Origin of the sequence: Streptomyces hygroscopicus subsp. hygroscopicus (genome assembly GCF_030269125.1) — a bacterium.
Lineage (GTDB): Bacteria > Actinomycetota > Actinomycetes > Streptomycetales > Streptomycetaceae > Streptomyces > Streptomyces hygroscopicus_C.
Map to the genome: position 1 here is coordinate 511,666 of NZ_BSSM01000003.1, position 23,675 is coordinate 535,340.

General features: G+C 70.7%; 16 protein-coding genes and 2 pseudogenes. 14 read left to right on the top strand and 4 right to left on the bottom strand.

The window, feature by feature from the left end; genetic code table 11:
- Nucleotides 1–51: 51 nt before the first annotated feature.
- Nucleotides 52–2,337, bottom strand: coding sequence for an ATP-binding SpoIIE family protein phosphatase (locus tag QSK45_RS10425; RefSeq protein ID WP_285555409.1), 2,286 nt, complete (start codon nucleotides 2,335–2,337; stop codon nucleotides 52–54).
- A gap of 315 nt (nucleotides 2,338–2,652) precedes the next feature.
- Here QSK45_RS10425 and QSK45_RS10430 point away from each other — a divergent pair, with 315 nt between their 5' ends.
- From QSK45_RS10430 to QSK45_RS38415, 12 genes and pseudogenes are all read left to right on the top strand, one after another.
- Complete coding sequence (locus tag QSK45_RS10430; protein ID WP_285555410.1) at nucleotides 2,653–3,465, top strand: helix-turn-helix domain-containing protein; 813 nt, start codon at nucleotides 2,653–2,655, stop codon at nucleotides 3,463–3,465.
- Between the two features lie 320 nt (nucleotides 3,466–3,785).
- Entirely contained in the window at nucleotides 3,786–4,523 is a 738-nt protein-coding gene (locus QSK45_RS10435; RefSeq protein ID WP_285555412.1) for an SDR family oxidoreductase, read from the top strand.
- Nucleotides 4,524–4,772: 249 nt separating this feature from the next.
- Nucleotides 4,773–5,672, top strand: coding sequence for an SDR family oxidoreductase (locus QSK45_RS10440; RefSeq protein WP_285555414.1), 900 nt, complete (start codon nucleotides 4,773–4,775; stop codon nucleotides 5,670–5,672).
- A 200-nt stretch (nucleotides 5,673–5,872) separates the two neighbouring features.
- The gene (locus tag QSK45_RS10445; protein WP_285555415.1) at nucleotides 5,873–8,635 is read left to right on the top strand and encodes a helix-turn-helix transcriptional regulator; all 2,763 of its coding nucleotides are present in this window, start codon (nucleotides 5,873–5,875) and stop codon (nucleotides 8,633–8,635) included.
- Between the two features lie 314 nt (nucleotides 8,636–8,949).
- Nucleotides 8,950–9,936, top strand: coding sequence for a sensor histidine kinase (locus QSK45_RS10450; protein ID WP_285555418.1), 987 nt, complete (start codon nucleotides 8,950–8,952; stop codon nucleotides 9,934–9,936).
- A 182-nt stretch (nucleotides 9,937–10,118) separates the two neighbouring features.
- Entirely contained in the window at nucleotides 10,119–10,583 is a 465-nt protein-coding gene (locus QSK45_RS10455) for an SsgA family sporulation/cell division regulator (protein ID WP_285555420.1), read from the top strand.
- A 102-nt stretch (nucleotides 10,584–10,685) separates the two neighbouring features.
- Nucleotides 10,686–11,519, top strand: coding sequence for an alpha/beta fold hydrolase (locus QSK45_RS10460; RefSeq protein WP_285555422.1), 834 nt, complete (start codon nucleotides 10,686–10,688; stop codon nucleotides 11,517–11,519).
- Nucleotides 11,516–12,205 (top strand): YoaK family protein, encoded by a 690-nt coding sequence (locus tag QSK45_RS10465; protein ID WP_285555424.1) that lies wholly within the window; start codon nucleotides 11,516–11,518, stop codon nucleotides 12,203–12,205. Before QSK45_RS10460 ends, QSK45_RS10465 begins: the two co-directional genes overlap by 4 nt.
- Before the next feature lie 74 nt (nucleotides 12,206–12,279).
- Nucleotides 12,280–14,628: an FdhF/YdeP family oxidoreductase gene (locus QSK45_RS10470; protein ID WP_285555426.1), complete on the top strand. Its 2,349-nt coding sequence runs from the start codon at nucleotides 12,280–12,282 to the stop codon at nucleotides 14,626–14,628.
- Between the two features lie 8 nt (nucleotides 14,629–14,636).
- A complete protein-coding gene (locus tag QSK45_RS10475; RefSeq protein ID WP_285555428.1) occupies nucleotides 14,637–16,064 on the top strand; it encodes a cytochrome ubiquinol oxidase subunit I in 1,428 nt (475 codons plus the stop codon).
- A gap of 1 nt (nucleotide 16,065) precedes the next feature.
- Nucleotides 16,066–17,079: a cytochrome d ubiquinol oxidase subunit II gene (locus tag QSK45_RS10480; RefSeq protein WP_285555430.1), complete on the top strand. Its 1,014-nt coding sequence runs from the start codon at nucleotides 16,066–16,068 to the stop codon at nucleotides 17,077–17,079.
- Between the two features lie 51 nt (nucleotides 17,080–17,130).
- A pseudogene (locus QSK45_RS38415) lies at nucleotides 17,131–17,385 on the top strand (hypothetical protein); the annotation flags it as partial.
- Nucleotides 17,386–17,615: 230 nt separating this feature from the next.
- Here the strand turns inward: QSK45_RS38415 and QSK45_RS10485 are convergent.
- The 3 genes and pseudogenes from QSK45_RS10485 to QSK45_RS10495 all read right to left on the bottom strand — a co-directional run.
- A complete protein-coding gene (locus QSK45_RS10485) occupies nucleotides 17,616–18,518 on the bottom strand; it encodes a TIGR03619 family F420-dependent LLM class oxidoreductase (protein ID WP_285555431.1) in 903 nt (300 codons plus the stop codon).
- A gap of 124 nt (nucleotides 18,519–18,642) precedes the next feature.
- Complete coding sequence (locus tag QSK45_RS10490) at nucleotides 18,643–19,458, bottom strand: hypothetical protein (protein ID WP_285555433.1); 816 nt, start codon at nucleotides 19,456–19,458, stop codon at nucleotides 18,643–18,645.
- Between the two features lie 252 nt (nucleotides 19,459–19,710).
- Nucleotides 19,711–19,899, bottom strand: a pseudogene (locus tag QSK45_RS10495) (CoA transferase); the annotation flags it as partial.
- Nucleotides 19,900–20,149: 250 nt separating this feature from the next.
- On the opposite strand from QSK45_RS10495, the gene QSK45_RS10500 reads away from it, so the two are divergent.
- Together QSK45_RS10500 and QSK45_RS10505 are read left to right on the top strand one after the other, a co-directional pair.
- Complete coding sequence (locus QSK45_RS10500; protein WP_285555435.1) at nucleotides 20,150–20,518, top strand: YbjQ family protein; 369 nt, start codon at nucleotides 20,150–20,152, stop codon at nucleotides 20,516–20,518.
- A gap of 415 nt (nucleotides 20,519–20,933) precedes the next feature.
- Nucleotides 20,934–23,672: an ATP-binding protein gene (locus tag QSK45_RS10505; RefSeq protein ID WP_285555437.1), complete on the top strand. Its 2,739-nt coding sequence runs from the start codon at nucleotides 20,934–20,936 to the stop codon at nucleotides 23,670–23,672.
- Nucleotides 23,673–23,675: the final 3 nt, after the last annotated feature.

Here is a 23,675-nt window from a genome sequence, read left to right on the forward strand (position 1 = left end):
TAGTCCGTGACGGTTCAACTGATGAGAGCAAGTGTGATGCGGATACGGCACTCATATGACGTCTGTACCAGTCAGGTCTTGCTCCACCCAGATGCACTTGCCGTCCGAGGTGTAGCGGGTACCCCAGCGGCGAGCCAGCGCCGCCGCGATGAACAGCCCCCTGCCGTTCTCCTCCTGGGTCCGGGCATGCCGCAGATGGGGCGCGGTCGCGGAACGGTCGGAGACCTCCACGGTCAGGCCGCTGTCCTTGATGAGCCGGACCTGCGGCGCCCCGGAGGCGTGCCGCAGCACGTTGGTGACCAGTTCGCTGACGATCGTCTCGGTCGCGAAGGAGTGATCGGCCAGCCCCCAGTCGGCCAGTTGTGCGCGAACCCGCCGTCGGGACGCGGCCACGTCGGCCGGTTCGCGGGAGCCCGTCCACGTGCTGACATTCTCGGCGGGGAGCCGGTGTGCCACCGCGGTGAGCACGGCGGCGCCCCGCTTGCGTGAGCCGCTCATCGTCCGGTACACGACGGAGTCGCAGGTGTTCCGGGCGTCGCCCGGCGCGGCTGCCGCCGCCTGTCTGAGCAGGGCGGCGGGATCGTCGTGCGGCGACTCGGGCAGGAGTGAGGCCGAGTAGAGCGTCAGCACGCTGCCCGGTTCCAGTCGCGTGCGGGCGACCTCGTAACCGGTGCCGCCGCCGAGCGCCGGGCCAGGGGGTACGGGCAGTTCGCGCACCCTGCCGTCGGGCGCCGTCACCAGCGGGGCGGGCCACCCGGCCGAGGCCACCGAAAGGTCACCGGAGACGGGGTCGTAGACGCAGTACTGGCAGCGGGCTCGCTCTGTCCGCAGTCCCATGTCCGGGTCGGCGTCCGTCGTCCCGGTCAGGGCCAGCCGCGGCACGACGTCGTCGAGATGGGCGAGTACCTCCTGCGGTGGCAGTTCCAGGGCCGCGAGTGTCGTCACCGCGGTCCGCAGCCGCCCCATGTCCACCGAGGCGTCCAGCCCCTGCTCGGGAACGTCCCCGATGACCAGCGCGACCCGGGCGCTCGACAGCGGCAGGACGTCGAACCACGCGGTCCGCCGGGGTTCCGGCAGCCAGAAGTGGGCCGTGCTCACCGCCGTCACCTCGGGCAGCGACCGGGGGAGCAGCCGCTGTTGCAGGGTGACCGCCGTGGTGTGCTCGCGCATGTACCTGCGCGCGTTCTCGACGTGCGCCGACGCCTTCGCCATGACCTGCTCGACCAGTGCGACGTCCTGCGTGTCGAAGGGCGCGGGATGCCGCGGCCCGCGGTAGAGACAGACCAGCCCCAGGACCCGGTGCTGGTGGGTGAGCGGGGCGACGATCAGCGAGTGGATATGTGCCGCGCGCAGCGCGCCCGCGCGCGCGGCGTCGTGCATGAGCCAGTCGGAGAGGGCGCCGGAGGGGTCGACCAGCCGGGGAGTGAGGTCGGTGAGTACCTGGGTGTAGGGAGTGGGGAAGACGAAGTTGCTGGGCTCTCCCACGGTGTAGACGCCGGCCAGCCCGCCGGGGGCGGCGAACGCCGTACGGCGCAGGGGGGTCGAGGCGTCGAGCGGCGCGCCAGGCGGATCCGCCCCGTGCAGGACCGCATCGACCAGGTCGACCGACACGGCATCGGCGAAGTCCTGGGTGAGGGTCGTGGCCACTTCCTGGCTGGTGCGGACCGCGCTGAGCGTTGTGCCGATCGCGCGGTGCGCCGCCGCCAGCAGCCGTTCCGCCGCGCGCGAGCGTGCCTCACTCGTCACGTCGTGGAAGAGCGTGGCAGCTCCGACCACCGTGGCGCCGTCGCGCAGGCACAGGGCGGTGACCCGGTGGACGCGGTGTCCGCCGCCCTTGGTCGGCACGCTCACGAAACGCTCGGCCACCTGCTCGGGGCCGTTCAGCACCTCGTGGAGCAGACGGCTCGTCGGCAGACTGGGGTCCAGGTCGGCCGCGGTGCGGTGCAGGACCTCGGAGGCGGGTCGACCCCGGATGCGCAGAGCGGCCGCGTTGCTGCGCAGCACGCGCAAGTCCGTGTCGTACAGCTCGATTCCGGCGGGCGCGTGCTCGAACGCCGAGCGTGCGTAGGCGGCTTGGGCGCGCGCGAACTCGGTGGTGGGCGCCGTTCCTGCGACGGCGACGTGCGTGTGCAACGTGTCGCGCCAGACGTCGAGTTGCAGCACCGCGGACGCGTCACAGCCCGCCCGGTCGAGCAGTTCGGCGAGGAAGAGGTGGGCGGGCGCTTTCCCGAGCCCGTCCCCCGGCAGCCCGCCTCGCGTCCCGACCGATCTCCCGTGCCCGTCGAAGGCGAAGGTCCGCTCCTGCGCGCCGGAGACGAAGGGCTGCTCGCGGGTCATGTCGAAGAACCTCCTCCGCCGGCCGTACGGTCCGGTGTGCGGTGTTTCCCTGGACCACGTCGCCCGGTCGGCGTCTCTCCACGGTGACCAGCACCGGAGTGTCGGGCAACCTGGTGCCCGCAGAATGAGACGGCGCCGCCCGCGCCTGGAGGCGCCTTCTTGGACCGCCTCGCCAAGCGCCTTCCAGGCCACCGTGGGCGACGTCATCCACCACGCAGGGACTCCGGCCCGTCGTCTGCCCGGCCGGTGTCATGCGTGCGTTTGTCATGCATATTTTCTCCACCGGTGACTCGTGGCCCGAGTAGCCTGGCGCACATGGACAGCGTCAACCAGCTCGGCCGCTTCCTGCGCGCCCGCAGGGCTGCCGTCTCCCCTCGGGAGGCGGGGCTGCCGGACGACGCCACGCGCCGTACCCCCGGACTCAAGCAGCAGGAGGCCGCCCGGCTGGCCGGCCTCAGCGAGGGGTACTACGCCCGCCTGGAACAGGGCAGGGAGAGATACCCCTCGGACCAGGTGCTCCAGGCCCTCGCCCACGCGCTGCGGCTGAATCCCGACGCCGTCCGGTACATGCGCGCTCTGGTCCGGGACCAGGGTGAGCCCGCCGTGCTGGACGCCGAGGTCTCCGCGCACGTGACCCGGCTGATCGACGCCTGGGAGACCACCCCCGCCCTGGTCCTCGGGTCCTGCCTCGACGTGCTCTGCGCCAACGCCCTCGGGCGTGCCCTGTACGGTCCGGTCCTGCCTCACGGGAACCTCGTTCGGTTCACCTTCCTCGACAGGGCGGCCCGCACCTTCTACCGGGACTGGCAGCTGGTCGCCGAGGCGGGCGTCGCCTGGCTCCGTGCCACGGCGGGCGCCTCCTCGAACCACCCCCGGCTGGCCGAACTGGTCGGGGAACTGTCCGCCGACGCCGAGTTCCACCGCTTGTGGTGCGGTTTCGACGTCCGGGACAAGACGAGCGACGTCAAGCGTCTGCACCATCCGCTCGTCGGCGATCTCAGTCTGGGCTACCAGATCTTCGACATCGACGGCGCTCCCGGACAGCATCTGTTCGTCTACCAGACGGAGCTGGGTTCCCCGAGCGAGCGGGCGCTGAGGCGGCTGCGGGAGCTGACCGCCGCGGGGTGAATCCTGCGCTGCCGCCTTACGCCTTCGACTGCCCGACTGTCGGGCCAACCCCACACAGGAATGTGGGCAGGCCACACATCCGCTGCACGGTCTGCCTGATGGTGGCCGGAAAGTGACCAAGGAAGACTTGGTCGTGCGCCGAGGGGCTCGGATCCAGCATCTTCCGGACCCTCCACTCGACGTTGTTATCGGTGCTCACGGAAAGCTGTTGTCGCCGATCCGTAGCTCTGTTATCGTTGTTCACGTCAAAGCGACAGCAGCGATGACGAAGCGCGAACGCGTGCCGAGCAGCTGCCACATCACTCGAAGGACTGGTTGATATGACGGACACCAACACCCGCGTCGCGCTGGTCACCGGCGGTACCGGTGGCATCGGCCTCACCGTGGTCGACCGCCTGGCGAAGGACGGCTACGCCGTCGCCGTCCACTACGTGGGCAACAAGGCCAAGGCGGACGAAGCGGTGGCGGCCATCAAGGCCCAGGGCGGCAAGGCCATCGCCGTCAGCGGCGACGTGGCCGACGAGGAGGCCATGGCAGCGGCCTTCGACGCCACCGAGGCGGAGTTCGGCGGTATCGACGTCGTGGTCAACACGGCGGGCATCATGCTCCTCTCGCCGATCGCCACGCTCAACCTGGACGACCTGGACCGCATGCACCGCACCAACATCCGCGGCACCTTCGTCGTCTCCCAGCAGGCGGCACGGCGGCTGCGTGGCGGCGGTGCCCTGATCAACCTCTCGTCGTCCCTCACCCGCCTGCAGTTCCCCACCTACGGCGCCTACGCCGCGAGCAAGGGCGCGGTCGAGGCGATGACCCTGGTCCTCGCCCGCGAGATGCGCGGCAAGGACATCACCGTCAACGCCGTCTCCCCCGGCCCGACCGCCACCCCGCTGTTCCTGGAGGGCAAGGACCAGGCGGCGCTCGACAACCTCGCCAAGGCGGCCCCGCTGGAGCGCATCGGCACCCCGGACGACATCGCCGAGGCCATCGTCTTCCTGGCCGGCCCGGCGCGCTGGATCAACGGCCAGACCATCTACGCCAACGGCGGCATCATCTGACCGAGGGCTTCCGCGCCTGACTCGCCGGCTCACCGGTACCCGACCGGCCGCCCCTGCCGGTCCCCGCGGAGCCGTCCGGCGAGTGCCGGCCGATCCCACCGGCTCCTGGTCCCACGGGCTCCTGCCTGCCGCCTCCCACGGCCGCCCCCGCCGGCCCGGGGCCGCGTCCCACCCCCTCCGCGCTCGCTCTCTCAGCGACGTCCTCCCTCACTTCCCTGACAAACCGCCTTCGCGGTCAAGGAGATTCCCATGAGCAACATCGTCGTCATCACCGGTGCTTCCAGCGGTTTCGGCGCCCTCACCGCCCGCGCCCTGGCCGACGCCGGCAACACCGTCTACGCCGGTATGCGCGAGACCGCCGGCCGGAACGCGCCGCAGGTGCAGGCGGCCGCCGACTACGCCGAGGAGCACGGAGCCGACCTGCGCTCCATCGAACTGGACGTCAACTCCGACGAGTCCGTCGACTCGGCGATCAAGCAGGTGATCGAGGAGCACGGCCGTATCGACGTCGTGATCCACAACGCCGGTCACATGGTCACCGGGCCCGCCGAGGCCTTCACACCGGAGCAGTTCGCCCAGCTGTACGACATCAACGTGCTCTCCACGCAGCGGGTCAACCGCGCTGTGCTGCCGCACCTGCGCGAGGCCGGCCGCGGCCTGGTCGTCTGGGTCTCCAGCTCCAGCGTCAAGGGTGGCACTCCGCCCTACCTCGCCCCGTACTTCGCCGCGAAGGCCGCGATGGACTCCCTCGCCGTCAGCTACGCCGGTGAGCTGGCCCGATGGGGCGTGGAGACCTCCATCGTGGTTCCCGGCTCCTTCACCAGTGGCACCAACCACTTCGCGCACTCGGGCCACCCGGCCGACGGCGCCGTCGAGGTGGAGTACGAGACCAAGTACCCGGGCCTGCTCCAGCAGGTCTCCCAGAAGCTGGCCGCGCTCGCCCCGGAGGGCGCCGAGGCATCGCTGGTCTCCGACGAGATCGCCCGCATCGTGGCCCTGCCCGAGGGCAAGCGTCCCTACCGCGTGCACATCGACCCGGCCAACGACGGCTCCGAGGAGGTCTCGAAGGTCGCCGACCGGATCCGCCGCGAGTTCCTCACCCGCATCGATCTGGCGGACCTGCTGACCGTTCACCCGGCCGGTGCGTGACGCCACGCACCGTTCCAGGCGAGGGGCCGCCCGGCTGGTCGGCCCCTCGCCCTTTTCCCTGCCTCAAGCGGCTAACCTGATGACAACTAGGTTACCCATGTCAACTACACTGCGTCCTACCTAAGACATGTTCTGGCGAGTATCCAAGTCAACTAGCTGCAGTATTGATAGGTACTGTACGTTGTTGCCAGGGGTACTCCATGTGGGATCAAGAAGCGGCGAAGGTGCGGCTGTTCGGCCGTGACGCGGAGCTGCGCGTGCTCGGCGTCTTCTTCTCCCGCGCCCGCCGAAAGGGGGGCGTACTGCTGCTCAGCGGGGAGGCGGGGGTCGGCAAAAGCCTTCTGCTGGATGCCGCGGAGGCCGGCGCGGAGGCTGTCGGCGCCCGAGTCATCCGGGTCACGGGCGTGCAGTTCGAGGCCGACGTCAGTTACGCGGTGCTCAACCAACTGCTGCTGCCTCTCGCCGCGGGCTTCGCCCGTCTCGGTGAGGACGAGCGCAACGCGCTGATGGTGGCGCTGGGCCTGCGGTCCGGGCGGGTGCCGGATCGCGCGGTCATCGCCCGCGTCTGTCTCGACGTCCTGCGGCACGAGGCGCGGCAGCGCCCGCTGCTGCTCATCGTGGACGACCTGCCGTGGATCGACCGGCCGACCACGATCGTCCTCGAACACCTTGCGCACCACCTCGCGGGCAGCCGGATCGGACTGCTCACAGCGTCCCGGACGGGCGAGGACAGCCGCTTCGACCCCACCGGTCTGCCCGCGCTGCGCGTGCTGCCGGTCGACGACGCGGCGGCCGACGCGCTGCTGCGCAGCGCCTTTCCCGAGATGGCGCTGCGGGTACGGCGGCGCATCCTCACCGAGGCCAGGGGCAATCCGCTCGCGCTGCTGGAACTCGCCGAGGCCCTCGACCCCACCCAGATGTCGGCCGGTGCCGCGCTCCCCGAGGTGCTGCCCCTCAGCGACGGCATCGAGGCGCTGTTCGCCTCACGCATCCGACAACTGCCCGAGTCCACCCGGGACGCCCTTCTGCTGGCGGCACTGGAGGGCAGCGGCGATCTAAGGCTGCTGCGCACCGCGACCGCGGACACCGAAACCACTGCGCTCCTCCCGGCGCAGACGGCGAAGCTGATCGAGGTCGACGGGACAGCCGGCCGGGTCCTGTTCCGCCACCCGCTGGTGCGTTCCGCCGTGGTCGAGTCCTCGACGAACGTGGAACGACGACGGGTGCACCGCAGGCTGGCCGACTTCTTCACCCGTGACACCGAGCGCCGGGCCTGGCACCTGGCGGAGTCGTCCGTGGAGCCCGACGAGGCAGTCGCGTCCCTCCTGGAGGAGGCGGCCCGCCGCAAGCTGCACCGAGGGGACGCCACTGGCGCGATCGCCGCCCTCACCCGGGCGGCGCATCTCAGTCCCCGTGCCGCCGACCGAGGCCGCCGGCTCGCCGAGGCCGCCTACCTCGGCGCTGACGTGACGGGCGAACTGGGCAGTGCCTCCCAGTTGCTCGACCAGGCCAGGACCTTCGACCCCGGCCTCGGGAGTTCCCTGCACGCCGCCGCGGCCGCCGCGTTCATCCTGATGAACGGGGACGGCGTCATCGAGACCGCCCACAGCCTGGTCGTCTCCGCCATCGAGAACGGCGACCACGGGTACGACGCCACCAACACCGACCTGACCGACGCCCTGTACACCCTGCTGCTCATCTGCTGGTGGGCCGGACGAGAGGAGTTCTGGGCGCCGGTGTTCGACGCCATCGACCGGCTTGTCCCGGCCCCACCGGAGATCATCCTGGTGATGAGCAAGGCGTTCCCGGACACGGCTCGGGCCACGGCGGAGACCCGGCGGCGGCTGACCGCGCTCATCGACCGCCAGAGCACCGAGTTCGATCCCGCCAGTATCGTCCGGGTCAACACCTCGGCCGTCTACATGGACCTGCTGGGCGGCTGCCGGGCCAGCGCCTGGCGGCTCATCGAGAGCGGCCGGGCGGGCGGCACCGTCCGCAGCAGCCTGGCCTGCCTGATGCATCTGTGCCTGGACGATTTCGCCACCGGCCGCTGGGAGGAGGGGCAGCGCCTCGCCGACGAAGGTCTCGCCCTCGCCAAGGCGCACGGCTACGACTTCATCAGCTACTACTTCCTCTTCCACGAGGCACTGCTCGCCGCGGTCCGCGGTGAGGACACCGCCATGCACAAGTGGGCCGACGAACTGACCCGCGTGACCACCCAGCGCCGGGCCTACGGCGCGGCCCGCTTCGCCCACCACGCCAGAACCCTGGGCGCGATCGGGCGGGGGGACTTCGAGGCCGCGTTCCACCATGCCTGCGACCTCAGCCCGGCCGGCACACTCGCCGCGTACACCCCGCACGCCCTGTGGGTGGCGCTCGACCTCGTGGAGGCCGCCCAGCGCACCAACCGGCGTGAGCAGGCCGAGGCCCACGTACGGGCCATGTGCGAGGCCGCCCTGTGGGAGGTGTCGCCTCGCCTGGGCATGCTCACGCTGGCCGCCCGCGCCCTCGTGGCCTCCGACGCGCAGGCCCCGGCGCTGTTCGAAGAGGCCGTCGGCGGCCCCGGCGCCCGGGACTGGCCGTTCGACTACGCACGTGTGTGCCTGCTGTACGGCGAACGCCTGCGCCGGGCGCGGGCGCCGATCGAGGCACGCCGACATCTGAACGCGGCCCTGGAGATCTTCGACGAACTGGGCGCGGCTCCGTGGATCGCACGCACCACTACTGAACTGCGCGCCGCCGGCCAGCCACAGCCGCACCCGGTCGTCCCCGCGGCCGCGGCCGCCGGGCTGACCGCGCAGGAGACCGAGATCGCGCTGCTGGCGGCGGAGGGCCTGACCAACAAACAGATCGGCGAGCGGCTGCTCCTCTCGCCCCGTACCGTCGGTTCCCACTTGTACCGCATCTTCCCCAAGCTCGGCATCACGTCTCGGGCGGCCCTGCGTGACGCCCTGTCCCGCTGAGCGGGGAACTGCCCGGGGGTACGCGGTTACGCGCGAGGGGCTGTCAAGCCCCGCACCCCCTTTGGCCGGAAGAGAAAAGAAGGCCCCTGATCTGGCCGGATTCTTACTGACGTCAAATGACGGATGCCTTGCGTGGGCGCCGGCTGCGACAGTCGTGTCATCAGCGGCGAAGAGGCCGGGCACCACGGATCAGCCGGGCAGCGGACGTGACCGACACGGGGACGGGGGCCGGATCGCGGTCGGGGAACACGCCTGATCCGTCGGGGCCGTGATCGAGGCACGTTCTCGGAATCCCTAGGGGAAGGGGCAGCGCGATGACGTCAATCGCTGATGATCTGGGAAACCTCCTTGACGTCATTCAGCAGCCGGCGTGGGCGGTGGACGCCGATCACCGGGTGTCCTACGCCAATCCACCGGTTGCCGATCTCATGGGCTACGAGCGTCCCTCCGACCTGCTGGGCAGTGACGGCAGGCCCGCCGAGCACCGCCGCGCCGGGGAACGGTGGCCCTCCTGCCCCCGCCGTCGCGGCACCCTGACCCACGCGGACGGCTCTCTTCTTCCGGTCGAGTGGTCCGTGATCTCCCTGGCCCGGCCGTGCGGCCTGGTCGCCGTGTACGTCTTCCACACCGGTGACGGCATCCCCACCGCCACCCGAGAGCCCAAGGTGGAAGAGACACAGCGGGCACTCGGCGCGCGGATCGGCGCCGGCCGGCAACGCGCCGCCGCGAACGCGCTCCAGCACGGTGCCCAGGAACGGCTGACGTCACTGCTGCTCGGCCTGAACCTGGCTCGCGAGCACCTCGGCGACGAAGCCGTCTCCTCCCGGGCGGCCACGCTGCTCGACGACGCGATCAGGGACGCCGAGGAGGCACTGGCCCAGGTGAGGGACGTCACGGCCGAGCTGTATCCGGGCCTGCTCCGGCTGCGCGGACTCCCGGCCGCGCTCGGCGCGCTCGCACAGCGGTGGCCGACGCCTGTCGGTATCGCCGGAAACCTGCGGGAACGGCTGCCGGACGCGGTGGAGATGCACACGTACTTCCTGGTCCGGGAAGCGCTCGACAGGGCGGTGCACGCGGCCCAGGCCAGCAGAGTGCAGGTCGTGACCGACCTCGATCTGGATCTGGTGGTCACCGTGGCGGACGACGGCGTCGCTGCCGACCCGAGACCGGACTCGGCGCACCTTGCGGCCATGGCCGACCGGGTGGCCGTACTGGGCGGGTCGCTCAGCGTGCGGCACGCGCCGGGGGAGGGCACCACCGTGTGTGCCGTCATACCCGTCCAGCCTCACAGCGACTTCTGAGCCTGCCCCCGTGATGGCACCCGTTTCAGGGAAACCTGCTTTCCCAAAGTGGCGTGGTTTCGCAGACGTCGACCCGTACGGGCAAGGAATTTCTCACTATGCCGTCAAATGACGGATGACCGGCAGCGGTGCTTTGGACAGGCTGGGTCCCGTGGTCGTCAGGAGAGCGAACGGAGCAGATGATGGACCAGCATCGTGAGCACGTGGCACGTCCGGCCGGCCCGACACCGAGCGGCGATCCTTCTGCCACGGTCCGTCATGAGATCTGGGTGTGGCTGGCCCCGGCCGGCACACTCCGTGTCCCCGTCCGGGCGCACCTCGACTACGACCGGTCCGATCCGCTGGCGGTGCGCGTCTCCTTCTTCCTTCCCCACCAGCGCCAGGTGACCTGGGTCTTCGCCCGGGACCTGCTCGCCGACGGACTCTACTTCCCCGTGGGTGCCGGGGACATCCACATGTCACCCGACGCCGCCTCGGCCGGCCGGAAGGCCCGCATCACCCTGAGCCCGCCCTCCGGCGCCGTGCTCATCGAGGTGCGCAAGTCCGCCGTCCGCGACTTCCTGCGGGCCACCGAACGGCTGGTGCCCCGCGGGCAGGAGGACATCGATGTCGACGCGTTCCTCAGGGAGTGCCTCGGCGACGACTGAACCGGCCGTACGCATGACGGGAGTGTTCCTCACACGTTCATGTGATGCGAGACCGGGCCGATGACACCAAGCTGGGCCTGAAATCGACGAAAGGTGTGTGTCATGTCGTTCGTTACGGTGGGGCAGGAGAACCACGGCTCGATCGAGCTGTACTACGAGGACCACGGCACCGGTCGCCCGGTGGTCCTGATCCACGGGTATCCGCTGAACGGGCATTCGTGGGAGAAGCAGGAGCGGGTGCTGCTGGAGGCCGGATACCGGGTCATCACGTACGACCGGCGGGGGTTCGGCCAGTCGAGTCAGCCGACCGTGGGGTACGACTACGACACCTTCGCGGCGGATCTCAAGGTGCTGCTGGAGCATCTCGACCTGCGGGACGTGGCGCTGGTGGGATTCTCGATGGGCACGGGGGAGGTGACGCGCTATCTGGGCCGTTACGGGTCCGAGCGGGTGTCGAAGGCGGCGCTGCTGGGGGCCATTCCTCCGTTCCTGCTGAAGACGGAGGACAATCCGGAGGGCGTGGACGCCTCGGTGTTCGAGGGGATCAAGGCGGCGATCCTGAAGGATCGTCCGGCGTATTTCAAGGACTTCCTCGACAACTTCTACAACGTGGACATGTACGCGGGGACGCGTATCAGTGACCAGGCGTGGCAGAACAGCTTCAATGTGGCCGTGGCGGCGTCGGCCTGGGCGGCGCACGCGTGTGTGGACACGTGGCTGACGGACTTCCGTGAGGACCTGCCGAAGATCGACGTGCCGACGCTGCTGGTGCACGGCGACGCGGACCGCATCCTGCCGTACGAGAACACGGCGAAGCGGCTTCCCGGGCTGATCGACGACCTGACGTTCGTCACCGTCGAGGGCGGCCCGCACAACATCGCCTGGACCCACCCCGAAGAAGTCAACAAGGCCCTGCTGGACTTCCTCGCCAAGTGAGCGCAGAGCCGGCCCCCTGGCCGGGGCACAGTGGTACCACCCGGTACCTGCTGACCCTCGCGGCCGGCGCGGCGAACGCCTTCGGATTCCTGGCCCTCGGCGTCTTCACCAGCGTCGTCACCGCCAATTCCGCGCTGCTCGGCCTGCGTCTGGGCAGCGCGGAACCGGCCACCGCCGGCTCCGTCGCCGTAGCCCTGCTCGGCTACCTCGTCGGAGCGGCGGCCGGGACAGTGGTGTCGGCGGGCCGGGGGCGCGTCCCCGGGTCGGGCATCCGGGGCGGGCTGCTCCTGGAAGTCTTGTCGTTGTGGCTCGTGACCGGCGGATGGCTGATCTGGCACGGGGCGCCGCACGGCGGCGGGCGCGTCCTGCTGCTGCTCCTCACCGCCATGGCGATGGGCTGCCAGAACGCCGGCGTCCGGGTCACCGCCGGCGGTGACGTCACCACGGCCTATCTGACCGGCCTGCTGACCTCGATCGTCACCGCGTTCGTCGGCCAGGGACGCCTGTCGGTCCGCAATGTCGGCGTCGTGCTCTCGCTGGTCGCCGGAGCGGCCGCCGAGGGTGCCGCGTACCGCTGGCTGCACACCGGAGCCCCGCTGGTGCCGGTTCTGCTCGTCACCGCCGCTCTGGCAGCCACGTGGGCGGGCTCGACGGCTCGCGTCACCGCCGTACCGGTGGAGCCCTGAACTCCACCGACTCGACCTCATCCGTCCCCGTGTCATCCCTCAGTCACGGACCTTCCAGGAAGAGAGCGCACGACATGACCGCATCCGAAGTCGACCCGACGCCGAATCCGCGGGACGGCGCCGTCGGCCGCTCAACCACCGGCGGAGACGGACCGGCCGACGACAAGCGGCCCCGCCACCGTTCCTATCACCACCCCGCAGCCGGCTGGGGCGCCGCCAAGAGCGTCGGCCGGGTGCTGATCAAGGAACGGGCGCTGTTCGACGGGCCCCGTGCCATCCACAAGATGAACCACGAGAACGGCGGCTTCGACTGTCCGGGCTGCGCCTGGCCGGACGACACGAAGGGCCTCAAGCTCGACATCTGCGAGAACGGCATCAAGCACGTCACCTGGGAGATGACGGCCAAGCGGGTCGGCGCCGACTTCTTCGCCCAGCACACCGTCGCGGAGCTGGACGAGTGGTCCGACTTCGCGCTGGAGGACCGGGGCCGGCTGACCGAGCCGCTGGTCTACGACGCGAGCAGCGACCGGTACGTGCCGATCACCTGGCAGGACGCCTTCGACCTGATCGGCCGCGAACTGCGGGCCCTGGCAAGCCCCGACGAGGCCGCCTTCTACACCTCGGGCCGGCTGAGCAACGAGGCGACGTTCCTCTACCAGCTGATGGCCCGCGAGTTCGGCACCAACAACCTGCCCGACTGCTCCAACATGTGCCACGAGGCCTCCGGCCGGGCGCTCCAGGCGGCGCTCGGCACCGGCAAGGGAACCGCCGACCTCAAGGACTGGGAGGCCGCCGACGCCCTGTTCATCATGGGTGTCAACGCCGCCTCCAACGCGCCCCGCATGCTCACCGCGCTCGCCGAGGCGTACCGCCGCGGCGCACAGATCGTGCACGTCAACCCGCTCGTCGAGGCCGCCGCGACCAGCACCATCGTGCCGCACGAGTTCACCGACATGGCCCTGTTCAAGGCCACCCGCACCAGCACCCTCAACCTCCAGGTGCGCGCGGGCGGCGACATGGCCCTGCTGCGCGGCATCGCCAAGGCGGTCCTGGAGCAGAGCAGCACCGACCCCAAGGCGCTCGACAAGGAGTTCATCGAGCGCTACACGCAGGGCTTCGAGTCCTACCGCGCCCTGTGCGAGGCCACGTCCTGGGAGGAGCTGGAACAGCAGTCCGGTCTCACCCGGGCCGACATCCTCAAGGCCGCCGAGATCTACTCCCGCTCGGACCGCACCCTGATCAGCTGGTGCCTCGGCCTCACCCAGCACGAGCACGGCGTGGACACCGTACGTGAGATCGTCAACGTCCTGCTGCTGCGCGGCAACCTCGGCCGCGAGGGCGCCGGTCCCTCCCCGGTGCGCGGGCACAGCAACGTACAGGGCAACCGCACCTGCGGCATCGACCACCGGCCTCGACCGGAGTTCCTGGACCGGCTCGCCGACGTCTGCCGTATCGACCCGCCCCGCGAACACGGCATGGACACCGTGGCCGCCATCGAAGCCATGAACCAGGGCCGGGTGAAGGTCTTCGTCGGCATGGGGGGCAACTTCGTGCTCGCCGCGCCCGACACCGCGTACACCGCCCAGGGCCTGCGCAACTGCGAGCTGACCGTGCACGTGAGCACCAAGCTCAACCGCAGCCACCTGGTGCACGGCCGGAAGGCGCTGATCCTGCCGTGCCTCGGCCGCACCGAGAAGGACCACCAGCGACGCGGGCCGCAGTCCGTCTCCGTCGAGGACTCCATGAGCATGGTGCACCTGTCGGCCGGCATGAAGAAGCCGGCCTCGCCGCACCTGCTCTCCGAGCCGGCCATCATCGCAGGCATGGCGCGCGCCACCCTCCCGGACAGCGGGACGCCCTGGGAGTCGTACATCGAGGACTACGACCGCATCCGCGACACCATGGCCCAAGTGCTGGACGGTTTCGAGGACTTCAACCGCCGGGTGCGGCTCCCGCTGGGCTTCCGCATCAAGCAGCCCGCCCGCGAACTGGTCTTCCTCACTCCCTCGGGCCGCGCGGAGTTCTCGGCCGCGCCCCTGCCCGAGGCCCCTCCGCAGGACGACGTGCTGATCCTTCAGACCATGCGCAGCCACGACCAGTGGAACACCACGATCTACTCCGACAACGACCGCTACCGCGGCATCAGCAACCTGCGCACCCTCGTCCTCATGAACGGTGACGACATGCGCGCCCGCGGCATCAAGCCCGACGGCCTCGTCGACATCACGGCCACCGCCCGGGACGGCAGCAAGCGGTATCTCAAGCGCTACCGGGCGATCGAGTACAGCATGCCGCGGGGCTGCGCGGCCGGATACATGCCGGAGATGAACGTGCTGATCGCGGCCAGTGACTACAGCCGGCAGAGCAACCAGCCCCTGATGAAGAACATCAAGGTGCGAGTCGCGCCCAGCCCCGAGGACTGATCCCGGCCATGACGACAGCCGAGTCGCTCGCCCACCTGCCCGCCCTGGCCGCCGCCGCGGAACCCGCGCAACTGCTGCCCGCCCGCGAGCAGATGGCCTTCACCCTCGGGTTCCACATCATCCTGGTGCCCTTCGGCATCGCCCTGACCACGCTCATGCTCATCGCCCACCACCGGGGGCTGCGCAAGGGCGACGCCGAGGCGCTGCTGCTGGCCCGCCGCTGGTCGAAGGCGGCCGCCGTGCTGTTCGCGGTCGGCGCCATCACCGGCACCGTCCTCTCCTTCGAACTGGGCATCCTATGGCCCAGGTTGATGCGCGACTACGGCTCCGCCTTCGGCTTCCCTTTCGCGATCGAGGGCCTGTTCTTCTTCCTCGAAGCCATCTTCGTCTCCCTCTACATCTACGGCTGGGGCCGGATGCGGCCCTGGGCGCACTTCTGGACCGGCGTTCCCGTCTGTCTGGCGGGCATCGGCGGCACGGCCTCGGTGGTCGCCGCCAACGCCTGGATGAACCAGCCCGGCGGCATCACCGTCGAACACGGAAAGGTGGTCGCCGTACGTCCCGCTGAGGTGTTCTTCAACGGCGCCTTCTGGCTGGAGTTCTGGCACATGTTCCTCGCGGCGTACATCGTCGCCGGCTTCGTCGTGGCCGGGGTCTACGCGGTGGGCATGCTGCGCGGCCGGCGCGACCGCTACCACCGGGTGGGCTTCCTCACCGGATTCGTCACCGCCGCCTGCGCCCTGCCGCTGCAGATCCTCGTCGGGGACACCATCGCCCGGCAGGTCTTCGACGACGAGCCCGCGAAGTTCGCGTCGATCGAACTCCTGCCCGTCACCGGCTCCCACGTGCCCGAGACCCTGGGCGGCGCGCTGGTCGACGGCAAGGTGCGCTACGGCATCAAGGTGCCCGACATGGCGTCCTTGCTGGCCGGCTTCAAGCCGTCCACGACCATCAGGGGACTGGAGGCCGTCCCGGCCGACGTCCGGCCCGACGACGCACAGGCGAACATCGTCCACTGGGCGTTCGACGTCATGGTGGGCACCTCCTTCCTGATGCTCGCCGTCGTCCTGTGGTTCGGCTGGCTGTGGTGGCGGCGCCGCTCCCAACTCACGGCCGGCCGTTGGTTCCTGCGGGTGGCCTCCGTATGCGGGCTCGTGGCGGTCGTCTGTCTGGAGAGCGGCTGGGTGGTGACCGAGGTCGGCCGCCAGCCCTGGATCGTCGTCGGTCACCTCCTCACCCGGGACGCGGTGGCGACCAAGGGTGACCTGTGGCCCTTCTTCGGCGCCGTACTCCTGATCTACCTGGTCGTCGGTGCCGCCGCCCTGTGGGTGCTGCGGTCCATGACCCGGCGCTGGCGACAACAGGGCGACGAAGCCGTGTCCGTGCCGTACGGGCCGGAACGCTTCGCCGGTACCAGCACGGGAAAGGCGTCCTGAGATGGCCGACCTGGTCGCGGTGTTCCTCTTCGTCGGGGTGATCGCCTACTGCGTCCTGGGCGGCGCCGACTTCGGGGCGGGGTTCTGGGACCTGATCGCGGGCGGGGCCGGCCGCGGCCGGGAGCCCCGCCGCCTGATCGACGACTCCCTCGGCCCCGTCTGGGAGGCCAACCACACCTGGCTGATCTACTGCCTGGTCATGCTGTGGAGCGGCTTCCCGACCGCGTTCGCCGCGATGACGTCCACTCTGTACCTGCCTCTGGGGATCGCCGCACTCGGCATCGTGCTGCGCGGAGCCGGTTTCGCGTTCCGCAAGGCCTCGATCCGTACACCGGAACAGCGCGTGTACGGAGCGGTGTTCGCGCTGTCCTCGGTGCTCACGCCCTACTGTTTCGGCTCCGTCGCCGGTGCCCTGGCATCCGGGCGGGTGCCCACCCACGGCAACGGGAACGCCGTCACCAGCTGGCTGAACCCGACCAGCGCCCTCGGCGGCGTGCTCGCCGTGTTGGCCTGCGCCTACCTCGCCGCCGCCTACCTGACGGTAGCCGCCCGGCAGCAGGCGGACCCCCACCTGCTCCGCTACTTCCGCGACCGGGCAGTCGCCGCGGGCGCCGTCACCGGTGTCGTCAGCATCGCCGGCGTCTTCCTGCTGCGGGCGGACGCCCCCCGCCTGTTCCACCAGCTCAGCCACCGCGCGCTGCCTCTCGCGCTGCTCGCCGCGCTGTGCGGACTACTGGGCCTCGCCCTGCTGCGTGCCGAGCGCACCCGGGGCCTGAGGGCGACGGCGGCGGCGGCCGTCGCCCTCATCGTCAGCGGCTGGGGCGTGTCCCAGTACCCCTACATGCTCGGCACTCACCTCTCCCTCCAGGACGCCGCGTCACCGGACGCCACCCTCTGGGTGCTCGTCGGCGTCGCCTGCGCGGCGGGCGTCGTCATCCTGCCGTCCCTGGTGCTGCTGTTCCGCGTCATGGACCGCGCCGAGGCGGCGGAGCCCGCCGCGCCCGAGACGCCATGAGCACGGGAACCCCGCGCCGAGGCCACCGCGCCGGGCGAGTTCCCGCGCACCGAGACGGCCGGCGGGGCGGTCCTGCTGCTGGCCGTCGCCACGGCCCTCTCCTGGGCGAATGCCGACCTGCACGGGTACGCGAGGTTCTGGGGCACACCGGTGACCGTGAACGCCGGTGGACGGACACGGTCTGCTGCTGACCGCGCGCGGCTGGACCGACAGCGGTCTGATGACGTTCTTCTTCGTGGTGGGACTGGAGGCCCGCCGCGAGTTCGACATCCCGGGTCGCCGAGGACGTGGAGTCCGTCGACCTGAGCGGTGTGGCGGGCACTCCACCTTCTTCGCCAACGGGCGGCGGCTCTACGGCGCGAACACGTTGAGGGCAACGCGCGCTTCATACGGCGGCGACTCAGCGCTCGCCGGGGGCCCGGCCGTCTTCCGGCTCCGCAGTCTCCTCGCCCGCCGGGTTCCCGGTCTCCTCACCCGTCCGGTCCGGGAGGCGCCCTGCGTTGGTCTCCGTGCGTGCCGCGTGGGCATGCGTCTTCCTACTCGGCGGGCAGCAGCGTGAGCAGCTCACGCGCGTAGGCGAAGGACTCCTCCACCGTCTCCGCCTCGTACATCGTGTCCACCATGAAGTGGTCGATGCCCGTCGCGTCGTACACGGAGCGGATCGCCTCCGCCACCACAGGCACGCCCGTTCCCGCGGAGACGTTGACGCGCAGCACGGTGTCGACGTCAGCCGGCTCCCGCCCCGAGGACCGGGCCCACTCGTCGAGCAGTGCGCGCTGGGCGGCCAGGCCGTCGACGTCGACGTAGTCCGGGACCACGCACAGCGGCAGCCAGCCGTCCGCGCGCCGAGCGACCCGGCGCAGCGCCCGCTCGGAGAGCGCCCCCAGGAACACCGGGGGACGCGGCACCCCGGCCGGCTTGAGTGGCGCGTGGTGCCGCGGCACCGACAGCAGCGACCCCGAGTACTCGGCGGGGTCCTCGGTCCACACGGATTCGAGCGCGTCGAGCAGTTCGTCCAGCAGCGCCCCGCGCCGGCCGAAGTCCCGGCCCGCCGCCTCGTACTCCTCCGGTGACCAGCCGATGCCGAAGCCGGCCAGCAGCCGTCCGCCGCTGATCAGGTCGATGGTGGTCAGCGCCCGAGCCAGTTGTACCGGCGGATACAGGGGCGCGATGAGCACATGGGAACCGAGGAGCACGCGTTCCGTCGCCGCGGCGGCCACTCCGAGGAGCACGAACGGGTCGGCGGCGGGGTTCAGCTCCGGCGGGATGGTGGTGCCCTGCCCGCCGTAGCCGACGCGGGGCTCCACCGCGGCCAGGTTGCGGTCCCCGACCCAGAGACTGGCGGCCCCTGCCCGCTCCACCTCCCGTGCGAACTCCGCGACCCGAGCGACCTCGAACGCCTGACGGTGGAACTGGGGAAGTGCGAATCCGATACGCATGACTGCCTTCGCGGAGTGAGTTTGGAGGCCGGAAGCAGCCTACAACGAGAGGGACACCAGCCAAGTCATCATCGGAACACATGTGATGTCACTGGAGGTTGACGTTACATGCCCTTGTCCGTTGTCAGTCGAGCAGACCGGCGGGCTGCGGCGGGGGAGTCCCGCCGGCCAGCACCGTGGTCAGCCGCGGTGCCCCCAGCCGCACGGCGAGCCCGGTGGTGAGGTGGGAGGCGTCGGCGAGACCGCCGTTGACCAGGCTGATCGCGCTGTCGCCGGACGTCATGAGCGCCACGTCGAGCGACATGGTGAACGGCACGCCCTCCGTCGTCCCCTTCGCGACGACTGACAGGGCCTGCCGCGTGCCGTCACCCTCCGGCACCGGCAGGGAGGTGACCCGCACGTCTTCGGTCCTGCCGTCGGGCCGGACTGCGGTGAAGACCCCGCACTTCTGCGGCAGGGCGCCGAACCAGCTTCGTGCCGAGCGGAGTTCCGCGGCGGGGTAGGTACCCACCTCGTAGCGCAACCGGTTGCCGTTGTCGGCGTCGAACACGGCCACCGCCTGTGTGCCGGCGAGCGGTGTGCCGAGTACCCGGCCGCCGCTGAGCCGGTCCAGCAGCTGCTGGCAGGCGGCGGCGTACTCCTCGTGGGTGAGGCAGTCCTGGGTGTCCACCGTGCCCCGCAGCAGACCGTCGCGTCGGTCACCGGAGTCCTCGGCCTCGGTCCACTGGGACCCCAGGTACGCCTCCGTGAGGAGCGCGTGCCGCGCCTGCCGCGAGGTGAGGCTCACGGCAGGCGCGGCGGGGCCCGCCGCCCGGCCCTCCTGGTTGTTCCCGGCATTCGGCCGCCCTTGCCCCGCACCGGCGCAGGCCGCCGCGAACAGCGAGACGCCGACGGCGAGGGCGGCGACGTAGCCGAGGCGGTTCCGGCGTGGCATGGTCATCCTGGTCATCTCCTCTGGTCCTCTTCCCTGCCCGAAGCCGCGGGACGTGCGGCGCGTTCACGGTCGTGCGACCCCCATGCTGACGACACCGATCTGTCGGAGCATCACTCGATCAAGCGATTCACGGAGAGCCGGTACTCACAGGGGGTTTCACACGTGTGGGGCTCTCCCGACGGCTGCTGTGGGGGGCGGGTGCCACGCCCCCTTTCCCGTCTCATGGGGAGGGGACGCGTTCTCATGCCCGCCGCAGGGTCAGTCGTGGGAGGCGACGACCTTGTTCTCGTGCCTGATGGGGCCGCCGACCGTGAGACAGGTGCCGCGCTCCTTGTGCTCGACCTCCACGACGCTGCCGCTGCTGCGCAACGCGGGATCGTAGGCGATCTCCTTCATGCTGAGCACCGGAGCGCACGGGACGCCGTACTGGCGCAGGATGTCCACGGCCTCGTCCTGGCGGGGCGCATCAGACCTCCCGACCCGCTGCCGTGACGCGCTCGCCCCCTACGAGGTACCGGAACGGCTTGCCGTCGTGGCCTCGCTGCCGCACGCCGCCAAGGGGGCTCTGGACCGGGGTGGGTGGCCGACCTGTACGGACACTGAGCGATGTCAAGGATCACTGTCAACATCGGTAATGTGTCGCGATGTCAGCGCGGCATGGCCACGCTATATGACTCAATATTGAAAGGTAGACTTCATGTCCATCGAGGACTACACCGGCGGATCGGCACATGACTCGGACATCGTGGTCGTCACGACCAACGATGTTCCGGGCCATGGCGTGAAGCAGGTGATCGGCGAGGTGTTCGGGCTGACCGTGCGCTCCCGGCACATCGGCGCCCAGCTCGGCGCCGGGCTCAAGTCCGTGATCGGCGGTGAGCTGAAGGGGCTCACCAAGACGCTGGTGCAGGCCCGCACCGAGGCCATGGAGCGGCTCGTCGAGGCCGCCCGTGCCCGCGGCGCGAACGCGGTCCTCGCCGTGCGCTACGACGTGAACACCGCCCAGGATTCCGGCACGGAGATCTGCGCTTACGGCACGGCCGTGGTTCTCGCCCCGGCGGCCTGACCCGAAGCACGCCTGTGTGGCGTCCTGGGGCGTGAGAGGACGACAGTCTCTCACGCCCCTCTCCCTTTTCCCTTCTTCCCGGAATTACCGGTACCGCTCCGGGATACCTTTCGAGGACTCCCCGTCCATGTACGTTCGCTGTCTCCGCACGGAAACAGCGGGTGCTTTCCAGCCATCCTCCGTTACGTTTCCCCGTCGACGGCCATCGCGTGGTCGATGGAATCGCCCCTGGCGAGAGCCTGTCTTGAAGATCGGTACCGGAACGCTCCCCCTGTCAGCCGAATAGAAACATGCTAACTTTTGGACACTGTGTTCGATTGGCCACCGCGGAGGTGAGGGTCGGGACGTCCTGACAGCGCCGGCTGCGTCGACGAGTGGACCGGCACCGCGGGAGAGACGGGAGCTGCTGGGGGACATGCTGTACGGGCGTGAGGTCGAACTCCGTTTGTTGTCGGACCTGATGACCCGGAGTTCCGCCGGTGCGGGCGGCTCCTTGGTGCTGCGCGGAGAAGCCGGCATCGGCAAGACGAGCCTGCTGCGCGCGGCCCGTGAGGCCGGTGTCGCCCAGGGGTGCCGAGTGCTGTCGGCGCTCGGCGTGCAGTCCGAGGCGTCCGTCCCCTTCGCCGGACTGCACCAGGTGCTCAACCCGGTCATGCTCGAGCACAGCCATTCCCTGCCGCCACGGCAGCGCCAGGCGCTGGCCACGGCCTTCGGCATGACCGAGGGCGCGGCCCCGGAGATGTTCTCGGTCGGGCTCGCCTCGCTCGAACTGATCAGCACGCTGGCCGGCGAGTCCCCTGTCCTCCTCGTCGTGGACGACGCGCAGTGGATCGACAGACCGAGCGGCGAGGTCCTCGCCTTCGTCGCCAGACGGCTGGAAGCGGAGCGGGCCGTCATGCTGCTGGCCGTGCGCGCGGGACACGACACCGTGCTGGACGACGCGGGGCTGCCCGAGCTGGAGCTGGCCCGGCTGGACGTCGACGCGGCCCGGGACCTGCTGCGGGCCCGCGCCCCGGAACTCACGCCGGCCCTGCGCGACCGGCTCCTGGCCGAGGCGGCCGGCAACCCGCTGGCCCTCGTCGAACTCCCGGCGGCCCTCGCCGACGAAGCGGACACCAACCCCGTCCTGTCCCCGTGGCTGCCGACCACCCGGCGCCTGGAGCGTGCGTTCCTCTCGCGGGCAGCGGCGCTGCCGGAGTCCACGCAGACCGCCCTGCTGATCGCCGCGGCCGACGACGAGGGCGACCTCGGCGAGATCCTCCAGGCCGCGGGACTGCTCGACGGCACGTCGCTGTCGGTCGACTCCTTGGAACCCGCCGTCGACGCCGGCCTCATCGACGTGCGCGGACACGAGGTCCGCTTTCGGCACCCTCTGATCCGCTCCGCCGTCTACCACGCCGCCACCCCCTCCCGACGGCTGGCCGGGCACGCCGCCCTCGCCACCGTACTGGCCGGACAGCAGGAACGCCGGGCACGGCACCGGGCGATCGCCACCCCCGGCGTGGACGACGAGGTGGCCCTGGACCTGGAGGCGGCCGCCGTCAGGGCCTTGCGCCGGGGCGCTCCGCAGGCCGCGGCCGAGGCGCTGCGGCACGCGGCCCAGCTCAGCTCCCCGCACACCCACCGCGGCCGCCTCCTGCTGCGCTCCGCGGAGATCAACTTCGAACTCGGCGACGTCACCACGGCCCGCCGGCAGCTGGCCGAGGTGAAGTCCGCGAATCTCGAACGAGGGCAGCGGCTCCGCCTCACCCTGTGGACCGAGGCCCTCAACGAGGAGAGCTGGTACAGCCCGGAGCGGGTGCGGACCTTCGCGGAGGTGGCCGACCAGCTGGCCGACAGCGAGAGCGACGGAGCCGGACTCGCGCTGCGCGCACTGTGGCCGCTGTCCATCAGCTGCTGGTACGGCAACCCGACCCAGGAGACCCGCGAGATCGTCGTCGCGACGGCACGGCGCCTGCAGACCCGGGACAACGAACCCATGGTCCTGTCGATCGCCGCCTGCGCGGACCCGGTGGGAGAGGCGGCGTGGGTCATCGACCGGGCCCGCCGGCTCACCCCGGAGGCCGTGGACGATCCCGCCGAGCAGCATGCTCTGGGAGCGTCGCTGACCGCCGTCTGGGCGTTCGACCTCTCCTGGCCGTACCTGTGCGCGGCCGTCGACGGTCTGCGCCGGCAGGGCCGCCTCGGCCTGCTGGGCGAGGCGCTGGCGTCCCAGGCGTGGGCGGCGATCCACCTCGGCAAGCACCGGCTGGCGAGGACTGCGGCGGACGAGGCCAGGCGGCTGGCCCGCGACACCGGTCGGCCCCGCTGGGCGCTCGTCGCGGACCTGGCCACCGCCGCGCTGGCCAGTGAGCGGGGCGAGCCGGACCTCGCGAACGAGATAGTACGGACGACCGAGGCGGAACTGCTGTCGGTGGGTGCCCAGTCGATCCTGGGCTTCGCCCAGCTCGCCCGGGGCCTCCAGGCGATCGTCAGCAACCAGTACAACGAGGCGTTCGAGCAGCTGGCGCGGTCTCTGGACCCCAATGACATCGCCTACCACCCGTTCGTGGGGTGCGTAGGCCTCGCCGACCTGATCGAGGCGGCGGTCCGCACCGGCCGCCAGGAAGAAGCCGAGCGCCAGGCCGCCCGCCTCGACGTGCTGGCGGAGCGGACGAACGCGCCGTACCTGCGGGCCATGGCCCTGTACGTCCATCCCCTTGTCGCTTCGGACGACACGGCCGAGGCCCTCTACCAGCAGGCACTGGACACAAGGCTGCTGGCGAGCTGGCCCTTCCACCGGGCACGGCTCCAGCTGGCCTACGGGCGGTGGCTCAGGCGCCAGCGGCGGGTCGTCGAAGCGCGCCGCCCGCTACGGGCAGCCATCGAGAGCTTCGACGCGCTGGGCATCAAGGCGTTCGGCGAGGACGCGCGGACCGAACTCCGCGCGGCCGGGGAAGTGGTGGGCCGACCGGGTCACGACACGCTGGACAGTCTCACTCCGCAGGAGTTGCAGATCGCGAAGATGGCCGCCACCGGGATGACGAACCGGGAGATCGGCGCACGGCTGTTCATCTCCCACCGCACGGTCGGCCAGCACCTGCACCGCATCTTCCCCAAACTCGGCGTCACCTCTCGCGGTCAGCTGCATCTGGCCGACCTCGGCGGCGACTGACGC

Coding starts and splice junctions, on each gene's coding strand:
- QSK45_RS10470 (WP_285555426.1), top strand. CDS start 12,280: ATGACCGCATCCGAAGTCGACCCGACGCCGAATCCGCGGGACGGCGCC.
- QSK45_RS10440 (WP_285555414.1), top strand. CDS start 4,773: ATGAGCAACATCGTCGTCATCACCGGTGCTTCCAGCGGTTTCGGCGCC.
- QSK45_RS10485 (WP_285555431.1), bottom strand. CDS start 18,518: ATGCGTATCGGATTCGCACTTCCCCAGTTCCACCGTCAGGCGTTCGAG.
- QSK45_RS10475 (WP_285555428.1), top strand. CDS start 14,637: ATGACGACAGCCGAGTCGCTCGCCCACCTGCCCGCCCTGGCCGCCGCC.
- QSK45_RS10430 (WP_285555410.1), top strand. CDS start 2,653: ATGGACAGCGTCAACCAGCTCGGCCGCTTCCTGCGCGCCCGCAGGGCT.
- QSK45_RS10455 (WP_285555420.1), top strand. CDS start 10,119: ATGGACCAGCATCGTGAGCACGTGGCACGTCCGGCCGGCCCGACACCG.
- QSK45_RS10425 (WP_285555409.1), bottom strand. CDS start 2,337: ATGACCCGCGAGCAGCCCTTCGTCTCCGGCGCGCAGGAGCGGACCTTC.
- QSK45_RS10505 (WP_285555437.1), top strand. CDS start 20,934: ATGCTGTACGGGCGTGAGGTCGAACTCCGTTTGTTGTCGGACCTGATG.
- QSK45_RS10480 (WP_285555430.1), top strand. CDS start 16,066: ATGGCCGACCTGGTCGCGGTGTTCCTCTTCGTCGGGGTGATCGCCTAC.
- QSK45_RS10450 (WP_285555418.1), top strand. CDS start 8,950: ATGACGTCAATCGCTGATGATCTGGGAAACCTCCTTGACGTCATTCAG.
- QSK45_RS10490 (WP_285555433.1), bottom strand. CDS start 19,458: ATGACCATGCCACGCCGGAACCGCCTCGGCTACGTCGCCGCCCTCGCC.
- QSK45_RS10435 (WP_285555412.1), top strand. CDS start 3,786: ATGACGGACACCAACACCCGCGTCGCGCTGGTCACCGGCGGTACCGGT.
- QSK45_RS10460 (WP_285555422.1), top strand. CDS start 10,686: ATGTCGTTCGTTACGGTGGGGCAGGAGAACCACGGCTCGATCGAGCTG.
- QSK45_RS10445 (WP_285555415.1), top strand. CDS start 5,873: ATGTGGGATCAAGAAGCGGCGAAGGTGCGGCTGTTCGGCCGTGACGCG.
- QSK45_RS10500 (WP_285555435.1), top strand. CDS start 20,150: ATGTCCATCGAGGACTACACCGGCGGATCGGCACATGACTCGGACATC.